The sequence below is a fragment of the Rubripirellula amarantea genome (assembly GCF_007859865.1).
GTDB classification, from domain to species: domain Bacteria; phylum Planctomycetota; class Planctomycetia; order Pirellulales; family Pirellulaceae; genus Rubripirellula; species Rubripirellula amarantea.
This window is the reverse complement of record NZ_SJPI01000001.1, coordinates 171,337-188,704: the sequence shown is the minus strand read 5'-3', so window position 1 is coordinate 188,704 and position 17,368 is coordinate 171,337. Positions and strand designations below refer to the sequence as shown.

Here is a 17,368-nt window from a genome sequence, read left to right as displayed (position 1 = left end):
CGGGATGAGTGCTAATCCTAAAGTCCGAGTTGACTTAGTACGCCGCCAAATCGAAATGGGGGATTCGTTGCGTTGGGTCGTCTATGATCCCATCGCGGGAAGCTATTTCCATTTTTCGCAAGAAGAGTACGACTTGTTGATGCTGGCTGATGGTACGCGAGACATCGCGGAGATTTATGCAAAGGTCAGCAGTCGATCTCCGGACCAAATCATCTCGAAACAATCGATTGCCAACTTTTTCCACCAAGTCAAAGTATGCCATTTGCTTGAAGGAGCCGGCGGTCAAACGGAAGTTGTTGCGTCGCCGTGGTGGTCACGATTACTGGCAGTTCGCTTTCCTGGTGTTTCGCCCGATCGCCTACTCGAGCGATTAGATTTTTTGACACCCTGTTTTTTCAGTCCTTGGTCGTGGCGCCTACTTTGGGTGCTCGGTCCGCTGGCACTATTGCTAACCTTCAGTCGACTTGACGTTTGGATGAAGGAAGTCGCAAATGCGACCCTGACCCCAACAACAAATTGGATTGTTGTTGCCATCGCGGTGTCCATAGCCAAGCTCGTACACGAGACTGCTCACGCGTTAGCATGCCGACACGTTCGATGCGATTGCCGCGAAGTCGGTGTGATGCTGCTGTGTGGAATCCCATGCATGTATGTTGATGTTTCCGATGCTTGGCTCCTGCGAAAAACACGCGATCGAATGTTGGTCTCAGCGGCTGGGATCCTGGCGGAATGCTGGATCGCAACACTTGCCACATTCTTCTGGTTGGCAACTGATAGCGGAGTGATCCATCACGTCAGCATCGTATTGATGCTGGTTTGCTCGGTTTCGACGCTGTTAATCAACGGTAATCCTTTGCTGCGTTATGACGGGTACTACCTGCTTTCCGACGCTACCGGCACGCCCAATCTTGCCAGCGAGTCTCGTCGTATCCTTCGTGGTTGGTTCGATCGTCGAAATCATTGGGGAGGCGAGGGTGTGGCAGGTGTGGCAATGGGGAGGGCAATACTAATGTCAATCTACGCTGCACTTAGCATGGCGTACCGAGTCGTTATCCTCGCGGTGATTGTGGGATTGCTCTATTCGGCTGCGAACTCGATTGGACTCGGCGCTGCCGTGGTGGGAGCAATCGCTTTGGGGCTGGCGTCCAAGTTGGTCAGGCTCCTAAGGCAGAACAGATCGCGAAATAGTGTCGCGAGTCCCTCGGGTTTGGCTCGGATTTCCTGGTTGCTGGGTGCTGCATGCATTGTTGCCGGTTGTCTAATACCGCTACCCCGCTTCGTAGTCGCGCCAGCTGACATTGTTGCAGCGGGATCACAGGACGTGTTCGTTTCGACAGCAGGTTACTTGACTGAAGATCTACGCCACGGTGCGACCGTCGCTGATGGGCAATCGCTTGTCCAACTCTATAATGGCGAGACTCAACGCAAACATGCGGAAGCGGTTTCTCAGCAGTCTGTCTGGCAAACTCGATTGCGAGTCTTCCAGCAAACACGGCATGTGAATTCGCAATGGAGCGAACAGATTCCCGCTATCGCAGAGTCGCTTCGCAGCAGTACCGACCGTGTTGATTTGTTGACGCGTCAGGCGTCATCGCTTGACGTGCGGTCGCCGGTGACGGGTGTGTTTTACCCACCACCTAGTCCGTCACCATCCATTTCAACTGTCTCGTATTCCTCGGATTCGACAAAGGTTCAAATGAAGAAGTCGTTCAAATCGGGAATGTGGCTTCCGGTCGGAACGGTGTTGGGATCCGTTGGGCACGCGCACGCTCGAGAAGCGGTTGCACTGGTTGATCAAAGCCAAGTTGCCTTGCTGCGTGACGGACAAGCAGCTTCATTGATACTGAAAGATCATGGCAAGCGAGCAGTGACTGGAATTGTCGTCGCCATTAGCCCATCGCCGGTAGAGCGTCATTCGAATGGACTGACATTAGACCCGCAATATCGCGTGAGGATCCGCATTGCAAACGGAGATAGAGTTCTTCCGGTGCATCGTAAGTCCAAGGTAGCAATCGAGGTGGACCGTGCATCCGTTTGGGATCGGATGAAAGCAGCCCTTCGCGAGTCCTTCGGCGGACGTTAGGGAACTGCTTCAAACAAGTTCTCGGGGGCCGTCGCCGGCCATAGGATCACTTGCCCATCGCGGCCTGCCGTCATCATGAGCCTGCCGTCGTCGGTGACATCAATCGCGGTCACGTCGCCACGGTGCTTTTGGAGTGAAAGGACTTCCCTACCTTCGTTCGATGTGACTTCCGCCTTACCGTTGACCAATCGGATCATCGAATCCCAGATTCTTGCAGAATCGTCACTCGATGCGCTGAAAACTCGCAAGCCGGAATCAATGGTTCCCAAAATTTTTACATCATCGATGTTGCCTGCATGGCCAGAAAACTCAATGGGGACGGAAGTGAGTTGTCGGAGTGAATCGTCACCGTTCTGGTTGTGATCATTGATGGCATACATGCGAACGAGATTGTCGGAGCCGCCTAGCACGACAAATTGCTCGTCATCGCTAAACGCGCCACACATGAAGTCGGCAGGACTCTCTTCGGTCCCGTCAGTTTGATTCAGATCAATGCGCCATTGAATACTCGAGTCGTCAGTGTCGATGACTTGAGCCAGCCCGTTGTCGCCAGCGATGAGTAACCGTTGCCCCGACGGGGATGTAGCTACGGCTCGCACGGCTCCGTTATTGTTTGCCAACCACTGACGAACAGGTTGTGTGGTGCCCATCGTCGGAGTCACTTTCCACTGCCGTGCCACTCCATCGTCGCCACCGGTCACTAGGTCGTAAGCAATCGTGTTCTCACGCGTGGGTTGTGCCAGAAACGAAAGCGTTCGAACGGGACCCAAGTGAGGACTCTCGATTTTGGCAACTGCTTTCCCGTTGGTAGCATCCCAAATCTTGACCGAACGACTGCCGGTCGCCACGTACTTTCCGTCGGGCGAAAAACAAGCGTGTGTCAAAGCAGCGTGCTCTCGATAGCTGCGAACAAGTTTGCCAGTGTCTAGTTCCCAGCGAAACGCACCCGATTTGTTCATCGTGATGCACTGACCTTGATTTGGCAAAACCATAGCCTGAGTCGTTTGGAGTTGTTTCGGTAGTCCAAGAACACGCTGAGGCCTGGTTGTCGACGTGATCGATGCAATGTCTTGCCAGACGCTCAAAGACGATTGCCCGGACGTTTCACGTCGAGACACAACAACTGTGCTGGCATCCGGAGCCATACGAGCGGCCATGATACGCTTCGATTGGCCCTGATCACCTTCGATCGCGTCCACAGCCCGATCTAGCTCCACTGAATTGCCTGTGCGAAGATTCCAAAGCGTTGCAACGGACGTCCGGGCGGTAAGCGTAGAAAGTTCACTGACGGTGACGGCGTAAGAATGCTCGGCGTCAAAGTGAACATCACGCAATCCTCCGTCGTGATCCAGTCGCCGAAGGGTTTGTTTGGTTTGCAAGTCGATTTCAGTAAGCTGGCCATCATCGCCGCCGATCCAAATCTGCTTCCCAGAAGGTGAAAACGTTGCCGTCGAAGCTCGGAAGCCACGAATGTTTTCGTAGGGTTTGCCGATCGCTTTCCCCGTTCTTGCGTCCCACAAAATTCCGAAGCCGATGGAGTCGATGGTGAACAATCTTGACTCATCGGGCGATATGTCCATCGCGGTGACGGCTTGATCATGTCCGACCATTCGAGCGAGGCGTCTCGGTTTAACCGCCCCGGTCGGGTCCACTTGCCAAAGAATCGTTTTGAAGTCTGGCGAACTCGATCCCGTCAGTAGCAGATTTCCCGATCGCGAGACCGCAATGGTTCCATTGAGTCCCGTTCCACGAATCTCTGACTTCTGGACACCTTTGGCCACGTCCCAGATGCGCACGGTTGCGTCGGCGCTGCCGATGAACAAGGCACTGGCGGCACGGTTGGTTTGCATTGACATCGCAACGAACGAAGTTCCTTCACTCAACGTTTGGTCTTTCAATTCGATTTCGTCGAAGAATGCCAATGTTGTTGGATCGATCGACAGTATCTTCGCGGAATGGTCGACACTAGCAGTGACGATTCGGCGACCATCGGGCGAAAAAGATGCGGACGAAATAGGAAACGCATGGGCAGGCTTCGTTCGAGATTGATCGGCCGCGTCGCCATCCGTTTCTTGCACCAACGTTTGAGCTACTGAATCGCTGACGTAGGTTTTCGCGTTCCAGTCCAAGACGTTGCCATCCGCTGACACCGACATGATCCGTTCGGGATCATCTTCTCGGAATGCCGCGCTCATGACCCAACCGCCGTGACCTCGATACTTGGTGAGAAGTTTCCCAGCAGCGACGTCCCAGCTTTTCATCGTGAAGTCATCCGATCCCGAAAGCAGTTTCGTACCAGAGTCATCAAAGTCCAACGTTTGAATCGTGTCGCGGTGAGCGAGTTTTGAATCGGATGGGTCGGCTGCCGAGGGAGCGATTGTCGAAACAAAAGAGCTGCTTCTCTCGATTTGAGGGTCCGATAGTCGCGTTCCTCGTTCGCTCTCGGTTCGGCGCTGCTTCGCTCGGGGCTTTTCATCGGTCATGGCCGAGACAGCTCGCTGAACTGCGTCTTCGTACTTGGTGTTAGTGAGTTTTCGAGGGTCCCAGAGAAGAAGTTCTCCATCGATATCACCCGACGCAGCCAGGGTGCCATCATCACGGATTGTGATGGCGGCGATTGGATGGTCATGTCCGGCAAACACGCCTTGTTGTTCAAACTTTAGCGGCGTTGTAAGAGTGACCTGCCAGACGGCTACTCGCCCCGCAGATTCAGACGACATGACCGCTGCAATCATCGCTTGTTCCGAGTCGCCAGTGACCGCCAGTGAGTCAACTGACGAGAGATGCCAAAGAGCCTTCTCCTCTGTTAATTCGATCCCACGACGATTGTCGAAGATCCGTACGGTGCGGTCTGATGAACTACTGACAAGCACATCGTTTCCAAGCCATTGCAGATCGTTCACTCGATCCGAATGCGACGAAAATGTTTGCTGCTCTTGGCCGTCGCTAATAAGCACAGTTCCGTCATCAAAGCCAACGGCAACCATATTCGAACGCTTAGCGATCGCAACACAAGTCGCTTTGCCAATTAAGTCAGCGGGAATAGGAATGAAACGCTTGCGCTGTTGACCATCGATCGACTTCGAAGGTTCAATGACAAACACTCGTCCATTGTCATCAAGGATCGCGACCGCGCGGCCATCCTTCGAGATCGAGGACTTCTTGACACCCGAATGCGTGTCAAACTCGGACTCTGCCCCGCTCGTTTGTTTCCAAAGCCAACGCCATTCCCAACCGTTCGCGTGTTGCGAATCCCTTAGGCTGTCGAGGATCTTTCTCGCGTTGGCGGTGTCGTTTCGTTCCAAGCTGGCTTTGGCCAAGGCAATCTTAGATATGTATTCTTCGTAACTAGCACGCTGTTCGGATTTTTCCGCGAGTGCTTTGGCTGCGATTGCCCGTTGCTTTTCTTCATCCGCAGTTCGACGTGCTTCTTTCTCACTTTCGGCCAAAATCTCAGCCCGCCGTTTTTGAGCCACGGCATCTTCCTTGGCCAATCTTTCTTGTTCGGCTGACATCCTGGCAGATTGTTCGGCCTGCTCGGCATTTTGTTTCGCAAGCACCGCTTCCTTCGTCGCTTCCACTTCGCGATCTCGAGCTTTGATTGCGTCACGTTTCGCACTTTCCTCACGATCTCGAGCTTCCAATGCAGCGTCTTTGGCTACCTTCTCTTGATCGCGGGCGGCGATTGCGTTTTGTTTTTCGGATCGAATCTTTAACCACGAAAACGTGCCGCCGACCAATATGAAAATTAACATCGCAGCCGCCACGCGTCGCATTAACTTCAGTCTTGTTACGCGAGACTCACGTTGCCAAACACCTTCTTGAAGCTTCTTGATGATCGGGCCATGACTTTCATTCTCGGCATCGACCAGTGAGAATCCGAGATCGAAGTCGCCCTTCGAATGTGCCGCCTCGGCGTGCATCAATTTGGCGTCTGCTAGACCCTCAATCGCATCCTGATTGCCCGGCCAAGATTCGATGGCTTCTTGAAATTTGAACGTTGCACGCGAGAACGTTTCGTAGGAGCCATTTTCGCTCGCAGCGAGAAGCAGAAGCCGTGCTTCGCGACTTCGTCGGATACTGTCAGCGTGCTCGAGATAGTCGCGTATGGCTTGTTGGAATTCAAGCACGCCGGCGTACCGATCCGATGGATCAGTCGCCATTGCCTTCAACGCAATATCCAATAGCTCCCCGCGCTTGTCCGGTGCTACTTCACGTATCGCATTGGATCGAACCGCATGCAGGCACTCTGTTACGTTGGCTGCGTGGTGAGGCGGTTTTCCTGTGATGACCATGAACAAGGTCGCTCCGAGCAGATATATGTCTGCAGCGGGACCGATTTTCGTGAGCGGTCCAATGGCCATTTCCGGCGCCATGAAGGCAGGCGTGCCACCAAGACCGGAAGTTGCCAAAATGGATTCTTGGCGTTCTTTAGGGTAGGACGACGTTGGAAGCGCGAGTCCCCAGTCCATGACCATGACAACGCCGTAGTCGCCCAGCATGATGTTCTCTGGCTTGATATCGCGATGCACAACGCCTCGATGGTGAGCAAGCGCGATCGCATCACAAACCTTTAGCAGCACTTCGATGTTGTGGGCGAGGTCGAAGGACTGGATCTTCTCGGACCAGGGGATCCCGTCGACCTTCTTCATCGAATAGAAGAGCTCACCGTTAGTCGTCACCGCAATATCATGAATGGGGACGATGTTAGGGTGATCAAGGTCACCGGTCACTTCGGCTTCGGACAAAAACTGCTGTCGCCGTTCCGATTCGACTTCTTCTAATCGCCCCGTTTGTTCAAGTCGTTTCTTACGGTCGCCAACAATCGGCTTGATGAGCTTTAGCGCGAGTAAGCGATCCAAAGACTTTTGACGAGCAACGTAAACGTCACCCATTCCGCCTTGGCCTAGCTTCTTGACCAGTTGGTAATCGCAATTGACCTGCGGGCTTGTGCGGGAATCGACGACATCACAGGTGCGAAGCCGACCAAACGCCTTGTCCGAAACGGTGCGTTCAATCGCCGGTGTTTGTTTCATCAAGCTCGAATCGAAAGCTTGGCTCGTTTGCGCGATGTGCATGCCGCTGTCCGATCCCCGCGACATGTCACCGATGTCCGCCGTTTCCATTCCTGAGGTTGGCGGGTCATCGGGTTTGCTCGATGCGAGACCTTTACCACGTACAACTCGCGTCTCGGAGATCTTCGTTTTATTGATGTCCTCACGATTTTCACTGAACGTCAGTTGCGTTGTTGCAGTCGTACTCGGCTCTGATGATCCCACAATCGATTGCCAAGCTTTCGCTTCGCTGGGGCCCAGTTCACGAGGGTTGATCGTTGCACCAATGTTCTCGCTCGTTAGGATCGACGGTGGAACGTCTACGGTTTGATCCAATTCCGAATTCGGCGGCATTGGGAACACGACGGTAGCGTCCAGTTCACCGGTTTTGGAATTCCCGATGTCCGGGGTAGTTTTCTCGATCGCTGGCAGCGTCTTGTCCAAGTCGTCGCCATCGTTGACGTCTTCGCCGTCGTTTGGCATATCATCGCCATTGTTATTAGGCATATTGGCGCCTCGCAAATCGACTGGCCGCGGTCAATCGTGAAGACGACACGCTGTTGGACGTGCTCTGGTTCATTTCTATTGCACCAAATTCGACCGAAACGTTGATCGGCTGACTGTCTTCCGATACTGCTGACTTCGTCTGGTCGGTTGTGTTATCCTCGCTAGATTGGTCTTCCTGACGATCGTCGTCCTTCAATTCGCGAAGTCTCAATAACCCTTCGTCGAGTTCGCTGTCCGGGATGGTTGCCTCGCCATCACGAACATTAACGCGCAAGATCGAACGCTCGTCACCTTCGCTAATGACGTACTCGATTTCGTAGGCACCGTCGGGCAACCGCGAGAACAAATCAGTTAGTTTGTCGCCATCAAGAATGTCTTTTGGGAGTTTCTGGGGGCGAGCAAGATCTTCGCCATCGGGATCTGGCGACAGCACTCGCAACTGAAGGAACTCTTCCGGAGTGACCGTGCTTGCGGTAGGGCTTTCCACAGTCTCAACGCTAGAAGACGTTACCTCGACGGAAGTCTCGGCCACAATCACGACCTCAGTCGTCTCAAGTTCAGGGATCACATCGCGCACGGGAACGAATGCCAAAGGAATCGTCAGGGCGGGGATGATGAAGGACGCGGTTCCCGATTCAAGTGCTGGACTTGTACCGATGCTAAGTTGCAGTTGAGTAAGGGGATTGTCAGTGCTCGAAAGCACACCGCCAACGGCTGTGTTGTTGACACCGTTCTGGTTGACCGTTGCCGCCTCACCCTCAGCCAAACTCTGAACCATAATGGACTCGTGATACCGTACGGCAAAACGCACATTGAAAGGGCTTGTCGCTGCATTGCGTCCATTCTCTTGGCTATTAAGGACATCTTGCTGCAAGTACAAATGGGTCAATTGGAGTTGGTTGGCGTTGGCCGAGGTGACAACCGGATCCAGTGGAGTGCCCGAAGCATTCTTAGCAATGTCAACGAAGTACCCGGTGTCAGCGGACAAACCGTCGATTTGTTGGAAGCGTCGTGGGTTGGAATCGCCCCAATCCACAACGACCGTTATTCCCCGTTCGCCCTGAGTCCCAATGTCGAACGTAAGAACTCCCGTCGCGTCGTTCTGCAAAGCCTGGGTCAGCACATTGACTTTGACCGAATTAGGATCGAAGAATGCGAATGAAGCAGCACTGGCATCGATAGGACGCTGGGTGAACTGGCGAGCCGTACCCTGTTGTTCGCCTGTGTATAGTTCTACGTTGTCGCCGACGGTGAGTTCATTCGTTCGGATCGAAATTGCTCGCTCAGTCGAATCAAGGGTAGGTTCATCTAAAGAGTTGCGCGTCATTGCGGACGTTAGCGACATGACATCCTTGAATCCATGGATCTGCACGTTGTCGTCGAGGATGACAGATGGAGCGATTAGGAATACGGAACCGTTCGCTGCTCCATTGGCGACCAATTCGGGGTCACCCTTCAAGTTCGAGTCTTGATCCGTATTGGCATGGTCAATGACACGAATGGCATTGGCTGCGGTAACACTGATCAAACCATTGCCGGTTTCAACAATGGAATCTAGGTGTTCATCAGAACTTGCCAAGCAAATCGAGTCTGATTCCACAATGGTTAGATCACCGGGGTTCGCCCCTGAGATCGATGCGACCAATTGATTGACGGTGGTTCGCAATTCAATCCCAGAATCGGTGTCATCGCTACGATTGAAAGATAGCAGTTTTAGGTCATCCGCAATCACTCGCTGATCCACGCTGGCCGCGTCTATGTGACGGATGTCATCACCCACTGTCAAAGTTACATCGGCTTCACCAAACGCGGAAATGTTGCCGACAAGCAAGTCACTGTTCAATCCGGTCAACGTGATCTGAATTTCGTTTTCATCGACATCGGTAGTCGAAATGGAACACGGATTGTTCGTGTTCATACCGGTAGCGTCGGGGCTTCCCAACCTGACGATCTCAGCTACCACCGTGCCTGTCGCAACGATATCAATTGAGCCAATCGATGTGCTGACTTCTTCCATAGTCAGAATGCCTTGGCCTAGCGAGCGAAGATTCACGTCGCCTGATGTGTTTTTCGCAGTCAGGAAGCTGACCTGATCTAGTTCCACAGCTCTCACGTTGCCGATGCCCGTGCCGGCAGTCAACACTACATTGACGGCAACAAGATCTGCTTCCAAATCGTCGAAGTTATCATTGATCGACGCACCCAATAGCTCGATGGTCCCGGTGGAAGCTTCGATTGATCCAATGTCAACGGTTCCGGTCGTGGTCAAGCTAACATCGCCGCCGCGTGCAATGATTTGATCAATGCGAACGTCGCTGCTGGCCACGATCTCGACCGAACCATTGCCCGATATCGCGTCCTCGATCACGAGACTATCGCTGCCTAAAGATACGAGCTGGATGTTTCCGGAAAGCGTCGCTGCGGTTAGAAAACGAACTTGGTCGATCTCGATCGTTTGTTCGCTACCGATGCCTTCCTCAGCCGTCAAATCAACTCGGCTAGCGAAGATATCAGCGACCTGGTCATTGGTTGCATCATCGATGCTTTTTCCATCTAAGCGAACGATTCCTTCTTGGCTATCAATCGAACCGACGAATATGTTCTCTTGCGATTGAATCGAAATGTTTCCCAAGGTCGATGAAACTTGAGAGGCTCGAACATCACCAACAGCAACGATCCGAATTGGTCCTTCGTTTGCGATGGTCTGAGTTACATCTAGTAACGAAGAACCCAACGAATTGATCTCAATTTCACCACTTGTCGTGGTTGCCGTGAGGACGCTGGCGCCATCAATCTCAATCGCACGTTGTTCGCCAATTCCCTGATCAGCAGTCAAGATTATATTTGTCGCGGTCAAGTCAGCATCAAGGTCGGCTTGCGCATCGTTGATGGATGTCGCCGTAAGTTCAATGGTTCCCGAAGACGCTTCGATCGAGCCGACAGTAATCAATCCGCCGGCAGTCAATCGCACATCGCCGTTATTCGCGGTCAGTTCATCGACGCGAAGATCGCTACGTGTCAAAAGCGACACTGAACCGTCGCCAGTCGTTCCCTTCTCAAGAACGAGGCCGTCGACACCAAGGGATTGCAATTGAATGTTTCCCTCTTGCGTAGTCGTGGTGAGGGATTTCGCTTGATCGACTTCGATGGTTTGATCATTTCCGATGCCTTGCACAGCATTGATGGTGATTCGCTGGGCAACCAAATCCGCAATTTCGTCGTCCATTGCATCATTCACTGCTAGCCCATCTAAGATGATCTCACCATCAAGCGATTGAATTTCTTCGATCGAGATACCACCAAGTGCGGTGAGCGAGACTTCGCCCCCCGCTGATTGAATATCGCGTGCGTACACGTCGCCAATGGCAGTGATCTCGACGGTGCCGTCACTCGCGTTGGATAGAGTCACATCGATTGGACCAAATCCTAGTGAATTGATCGCCACATTCCCAGTCACCGTACTTGCAACCAAAATGCTTGCGTCGTCAATCTCGATCGCCTGTTGATTTCCGATACCTTCTTCAGAATTCAGGACGACATTGGCCGCGGTTAAGTCCGCGTCAGTGTCGTTCTGCGCATCGTTGATTGAAAGGCTGGTAACTTCGATGGTTCCCGCCAGAGCTTCGATCGAACCGACGCCGGCAGAGCCGTCTGAAACCAGGGAAACGTCTCCGTTGGTCGCAGCTAAATGGTCCGTGCGAACGTCGCCAGCAATTTGTAGCCGTATCGAGCCATCACCGGACTTTCCGTTGGTGACCACAAGGGGATTCGTACCCAACGAAATCAGGTCGATGTTTCCGGTCGCCGTAACTGCAGAAAGCGAACTTGCTTGTTCGATTTCTATGGATCGAACGCTCCCAATACCTTCGGAAGCATCGAACTCAATTTGTCCCGCCACCACGTCAGCGATGTCATCGGTCGCCGCATCATCAATCGTGTTGCCGCAAAGGTTCACCAAGCCGTCGGTCGCTTCGATAGTACCGATGGAAAGAGAACCCAGTGATTTGAGCGTCACCCTACCGGCGGCAGAATCAATTTGTCGAGCAAACAGATCGCCGGCTGCGTTAATTTGAATCAAACCAGATCCCGCGTTTGTCTGAGTCACATCGAGCAACGAAGGGGTCAGCGAATCGACACGAATGTCCCCATTGTCCGTCGCAGAAATTAGCTCGGTCGCTTGATCAATCTCAACAATTCGTTGGTCTCCGATCCCATTGATTGCAGCCAGTGTAATTCTTGTCGCGGTTATATCCGTTAACTCGTCGCTCTCTGCATCGTTAATCGTTAGCCCGTCTAGCCAGACTTCACCGGCACTTGCGTTAAGGCGACTGATACTCAACTCTCCTGTCGCGCGAATGTTGGCGTCTCCGGATACAAGGTCGACCTGTGATACATCAACGTTGCCCTCTGCGATTAGTTCAAAGGAACCGTTCTGAAGCGCGACGTTGGTGAGATCGAGCAATTGGTCACCCAGCGACTCAATGAACACATTGCCTTGAGCAACCCGCATCGCAAGTTCGGAAACGCCTTCCAGTTCAATTCCTAGAGACCGGTTCATGCCTGTTTGGGTATCAATGTCCAGACGTGTTGCGAAGATATCCGTGGCTTGATCTGTCGCTGCGTCGATGAGCCTGTCGGACTGGAAACGCACAGTCGCTTGACGTGCATCCACTCGGCCAAGCGAAATCACCCCCGCCGCTACGATTTCAACTTCGGTGCCACCAACTACCAACGAATCAATGAACAAATCTCCTATAGCGTCGTTCAAATTGACGTTGCCAGCGACGGATAACTGACGAATCGAACCAATTTGATTATTGGTGTTTCTTAGGTTCAAGTCTTGGCTGATGACACCCTCGATGCTGCTAACCGTGATCGGCGATCCAGCAGCCTGATCGACTGTTCCGACAGGGCTTGTCAGTGCACCGAGTTTCAATGTCCCGTCAGATGCGGAAAGCGAACCGAGCGATACTTCAGACGCATTGGTTAAGACAAACGACTTGTCGGTGCCAGTATCGACAAGGTGACCGTCGATTGTGCTAATCGTCCCACCGCCACCATCGATTCGAATCAATCCAGCATCGGCCGTCGAAAGAGTTGCTGAACGAATGAGTTCAAAACGCTGGCCGCTGTGAATTGTGATATCGCCGTCAGTCGATGCGATGTCCGCGCCAACGATCACAACTTCAGACTTCAGACTTGTCGACAGTGCCGAATCGATGTCACCAAGTAGCGTGATTTGTTGATTTGATGTGAGGGAAACAAACTCGGCATCGATCGACGATTCGGTCCGAAGCAAAGACTCTACGTCGCGAACAATGAACTCGTTGTTGACGATTACTTCATTCCCTAGCAATCGCACCGCTGACGCAGATTCAATCGTAAGATTTTCGATGGTGCTTCCTGCTGTCTCATTCACTTCACCCAACCGAACTTCACCTTGCGGAAGTGTGATTTGAAAATCAATCGAGGACTGAGAAGCCGAAAGTGTTGCCGTTGAAAGGTTGAGCGAGCCGTTCCCGCGAATGGTTAGATCGTTGTCTAGAGTTAAGGTTCCTTCGATAGCCAACGGAGCATCCGCTTGTACGACGTACGTTGTAGCGGGATCTGAGATCGAGACGTTGCCCGTTAAACGAGTGTCCGTGTTACCGAAGCGGAACGTCGATGCGGGAGCCGACAGTTCGATGTTTTCAGTATCAACGCGAAGTCGACCAGCGTCCGGCGATAGAGAACGGATCGACTGGAGAGTGGTCGTGTCGGTTCCGCCAGATTCCGCCACTTGAACGTTAATCCCAGGCACGACACGCATCACAACGTCATCGTCACCATCGCCAAGGTCAATCGAAATTAGTTTGCTAGTGATGTCGTCTAGGTCCAGCGGATTAGTTTCAAATCCACTTCCGTCCGGATGGTTTGCAATAGGGATGGGATCGCCACCTTGGTCACGAAGAATTAGCTCGTCGTTGACGTTGATGGCTAGTTGAACGAAGTCTGCTGAATTGGTTCCCGAGATCAGCAGTTGCCCCAAAGGGTTAAGTTCCGCTGACGCGTTTAGCACCAGGCGTGGTTCGAGCACCCGCACCATGGGGACCCAAGTCGACTTCACGTTTGGCGGGACTCGACGAGGTTCTCGATGGCGTCGCCAAAACATGGCCTTTGTGCCAGTAATGAGTTCCTTCAGACGATTCTGTCCGGCACGATAACGCGACCCGCGAAGGAGCAACGGTTTGGGAGAGGAATTCGGCATGAATGCGAGCAAAACTCGGTGGAAAAGGTGTCGGAGGTGCACAGGTGACACCTGATAGTCATCTTAGTCCAAGTGTGAGGGTTTTCCGATTACGCGGTTCAGAAAAGCTGCACCGATTCCAGGGACCTTTGTCCCACCGGTTTTTCTGTTGTCCGACAGCCCTGCAGGTCGATCATTCCGATTGAAGCGGTTATGCCGCGGCAATTTTATGCCCGAATTGCGATCTGCTTCTCGGGCCTTCGCTCATTTTTCAGGTCTCTGTCTGTACCTCAGGCCCTCGCTAGCGAACAACCGTTTGCAAACGACCCTACGATCCACTCGCAGTGCTGCTATGTCATTAACCCGTCGCTACCCCTGTTCGGCAGTCGTTCGCCACGTCGTTTTGGTGACAATCATTGCAGCGAACATTTTTGCATTAGCAGCACCCAGCCATGGTCAGGATTCTCAATCATCCCGTGACGACCAACCAACCTTAGGGGAGTTAGTCGAGGACGACATGACCCTTCGTGATTTGATGCTAGATGAGTTCGAGGCCGAAGCGAATGCAGACGATCCACAGCGGCCGGAGCCAAAGCGACGTAACAATCGTGATCGAGCTTTAGAATCCGTAGATGATGAAGAGGATGAAGTATCAGCCTCGTTATCAGACATTGATGAAGACAATCAGCGCGACTCTCGCTCTTTGGATAAGCCAAATCGACACACGGGGTCTGTCGACGCCCTTCGGCGGTTGCAGCGTCCACTTCACGAGATTGCTGTCACGACAACGCTGGATGCTGAAACGGATGGCAAACGAAAGTTTGGTTCCAACTCCACTTCTTCGGTCGATACACCCGCTAGCGTCGCGGCGTCATTGATGAATCACAGCGAACCCGAATGGGTGATGTCGACGGGATCGACGTTCCCTATTTACTCTCGCCAAACCATTCGTTTTTGTCATCGACCCTTGTACTTCGAGGATCCGAACCTCGAACGTTGCGGCAAGGGATGGGGCTGTTTGCAAAATCCAGTCTCTGCAGTTCGCTTTCTTGGAGATGCGTTATTGCTGCCTTACCAAATGGTTCGTCAACGGCCTCAATGCGAAGTGTCCTCGTTGGGTGATTGTCGATGTGGCGAATCCTATCCGCATGACCGGGGAATCCACCATTTCTGCGATGGTGAATTCGACGGATGTGCGACGCTTGCCGAATTGGCTGTGATCAGCGGGTTTTCATTCCTGTTGCTTTAGCAGGCTAATCGTGTATTCGCGAGAGTTCTCGGTCGCGGACGAATGAGGAAAACTTTAGTTGATGGGAAGCTAGCGTAGCGTTGGCTTCCAATAGCGATTGCAACGGATGTACCACTTGTGACGCTTGTAACGATGGCACCTTTGACAGTTGGGCAAAGTGTCCGACGTGGCAAAAATGCAACGCTCGCAGCGTCAAATAAACAGGCCGGGAAAGATGGTGAATTTTCCCGGCTACCTGAGCCTCAAATTGTGACTTTTTGCGGGCTTTTCTTCACATTCGGCTTAACTCTTGCGTACTCTTGATTGTGGCGCTAGCTGTCTGCTTTGGCAGGATCTGCGCGCCCCTATTTGTTGCTCGATGTTCAAGATTCACGGATACTTGGACGCCCCCATCGAGCGACTGTCGAGCCATTCAAGGTGTATTTGCAAAATGATTCGTTTCACTAAGTCCAAACTGTTGCCAACCCTTTGCGCTGTGGGAATGTCGGCGGCGATGAATTGCGCGATCGGACCAGTTTCGTTGAGCCCTACCGCGCTCGGCCAAGATGCGTGTTGTTTTGAACCGACGTATCGCTTGCAGTGCGAAACGGTAATGCAACCACAAACCGTCCAGCGTATGCGTTTGTCTTTACAGACCGAATACGTTGACGAGCAAGTTACTAGCTACCGCCCTGTCTTGAAAACTCGCACTGAAGAACGTGAGTACCAGGTAGCTGTTCCCGTTACCGAGACGTCTTACCGAGAAGAACGCTTCACCGTTTGGAAGCCAGTCGTTGAGACTTCTTATCGTGACGAAACGGTTGAGCAAACCAGTTACGTTACGGAAACTGCCGAACGCGAAGAGCAATACACAACCTACAAGCCTGTCGTTGAGACGCAGTACTACCAACAACAGTACGCTGTACAGAGACCTGTGACGGAAACACAGATGTATGAACAGCGCTATGCGGTCCAGCGACCTGTCGTTGAAACTCAACTGCAAACTCAGCAGTACACGGCGATGCGTCCCGTCACAACCATGCAAAACCAAGTCTATGACGCGGGAGGCTATGTCGCTCAACAGACCGTGGTTCCGGGGCAAGTTCAATACGGCCTGCAGTACGTTCCCGGTGCGTACGCAACACCAGGACCACTTGGATTGTTTGCTCGCGTCCGTGGTGCCTATGCCGTCACACCTCAGGTCACTCCACCTACGGTTCAAACGCAGTACGCGTACCGGCCCAACTACATCACCCAGCAAGTTGCCAGCACCACCTACGTTCCGCAAACTCAGCAGGTTCAAGTGCCCGTGCAAACCACTCGCATGCAAACCGAAGTGGTGACTCAGCGCGTGCCAGTTTCAGTTCAGCGGATGCAGACCGAGATGGTCACGCAGAATGTCCCTGTGCAAACCACTCGCATGATTCCCACGACCGAAGTTCGCAAGGTTCCTTATGTCGTGACCAAGCCCGTGACCAAAACACTGACCCGTAAGGTTCCCGTGCAACAGCAGCGCTGGGTCACCGAAGAAAAAGTACGCAAAGTGCCTGTTCAATCCACGCGAGTGACCTATCAAACTCGCAAAGAACCGGTCCAGGTATCGTATTACGAGCAAGAAGCGATCGTTCAAACCGTTCGCAAACCGGTTACTCGTCAGGTCTATGTGCCTTACACCGAAACCATCATGGTTCCTCAGCAAGTGACGCAGAAGGTTCCGTTGTCTTACTACGACCCCTTCAGTCCAGCAATCGTAAGCGGCTATTCGTCGTTTGCTAACTCCGCACCCTACTCGTCCAGCATGGTGCCAATGTCGTCGACTCCGGTTGTTGAATCCTACTCGGCACCCGAAGTGAGCCAGCCGATTGATTCCATGGGCGAATCCGTCCTGCAAAGCCCTCGTACACTTGGCGATGTGCCAAGCACGCGGATGCAAAAGATTGAGATTGATCCACCGGTTTCATCGCAAGATACGCTCGATAGTTCTTCCGACGAAGACGAGAGCGATTTCTTCGAACTGCCTCAACCAGAACTCAACAGCCCTGAAGCTGATTCGCTTGATGATGCGGGTACCAAGGCCACCGAAGCCGGTTGGAAAATTCGTTGGATGCCACGCTTCGCCCGCGAAGTTTAAGCGATTGGAATCTGGCCGACTTCGTGTCGATATCTTTCTTACGAATGCTCAGGTGTGTGAAAACGCCTGAGCATTTTTTTGTCATGGTCTGCGTACGTATCCGTTTGTCGATCAACGACTTTGCACGGCTGCAGGTTCT

The 17,368-nt window shown here is 52.8% G+C and carries 5 protein-coding genes; 3 read left to right on the top strand and 2 right to left on the bottom strand.

What is annotated here, in order from left to right; translation table 11 throughout:
• Positions 1-4 precede the first annotated feature (4 nt).
• A complete protein-coding gene (locus tag Pla22_RS00760) occupies positions 5-2,083 on the top strand; it encodes an HlyD family efflux transporter periplasmic adaptor subunit (RefSeq protein ID WP_146512887.1) in 2,079 nt (692 codons plus the stop codon).
• On the opposite strand, the gene Pla22_RS00755 is transcribed toward Pla22_RS00760, so the two are convergent.
• Together Pla22_RS00755 and Pla22_RS00750 are read right to left on the bottom strand one after the other, a co-directional pair.
• Positions 2,080-7,644: a protein kinase domain-containing protein gene (locus Pla22_RS00755; RefSeq protein ID WP_146512886.1), complete on the bottom strand. Its 5,565-nt coding sequence runs from the start codon at positions 7,642-7,644 to the stop codon at positions 2,080-2,082. The two genes, Pla22_RS00760 and Pla22_RS00755, sit on opposite strands and share 4 nt — an antisense overlap.
• Positions 7,637-13,795 carry a beta strand repeat-containing protein gene (locus Pla22_RS00750; RefSeq protein ID WP_146512885.1) on the bottom strand — a complete coding sequence of 2,053 codons (6,159 nt, stop codon included), beginning with the start codon at positions 13,793-13,795 and terminating at the stop codon, positions 7,637-7,639. The genes Pla22_RS00755 and Pla22_RS00750 overlap by 8 nt, the downstream gene beginning before the upstream one ends.
• Positions 13,796-14,387: 592 nt before the next feature.
• On the opposite strand from Pla22_RS00750, the gene Pla22_RS00745 reads away from it, so the two are divergent.
• Together Pla22_RS00745 and Pla22_RS00740 are read left to right on the top strand one after the other, a co-directional pair.
• Positions 14,388-15,119, top strand: coding sequence for a hypothetical protein (locus Pla22_RS00745; RefSeq protein WP_146512884.1), 732 nt, complete (start codon positions 14,388-14,390; stop codon positions 15,117-15,119).
• Positions 15,120-15,549: 430 nt separating this feature from the next.
• Positions 15,550-17,229: a hypothetical protein gene (locus Pla22_RS00740; protein ID WP_146512883.1), complete on the top strand. Its 1,680-nt coding sequence runs from the start codon at positions 15,550-15,552 to the stop codon at positions 17,227-17,229.
• The last annotated feature ends 139 nt before the right edge of the window (positions 17,230-17,368 follow it).

Bases quoted from the DNA above. Each gene is read 5' to 3' on its own strand.
- Pla22_RS00755 (WP_146512886.1), bottom strand. From the start codon at position 7,644: ATGCCTAATAACAATGGCGATGATATGCCAAACGACGGCGAAGACGTC.
- Pla22_RS00760 (WP_146512887.1), top strand. From the start codon at position 5: ATGAGTGCTAATCCTAAAGTCCGAGTTGACTTAGTACGCCGCCAAATC.
- Pla22_RS00740 (WP_146512883.1), top strand. From the start codon at position 15,550: ATGATTCGTTTCACTAAGTCCAAACTGTTGCCAACCCTTTGCGCTGTG.
- Pla22_RS00750 (WP_146512885.1), bottom strand. From the start codon at position 13,795: ATGTTTTGGCGACGCCATCGAGAACCTCGTCGAGTCCCGCCAAACGTG.
- Pla22_RS00745 (WP_146512884.1), top strand. From the start codon at position 14,388: ATGACCCTTCGTGATTTGATGCTAGATGAGTTCGAGGCCGAAGCGAAT.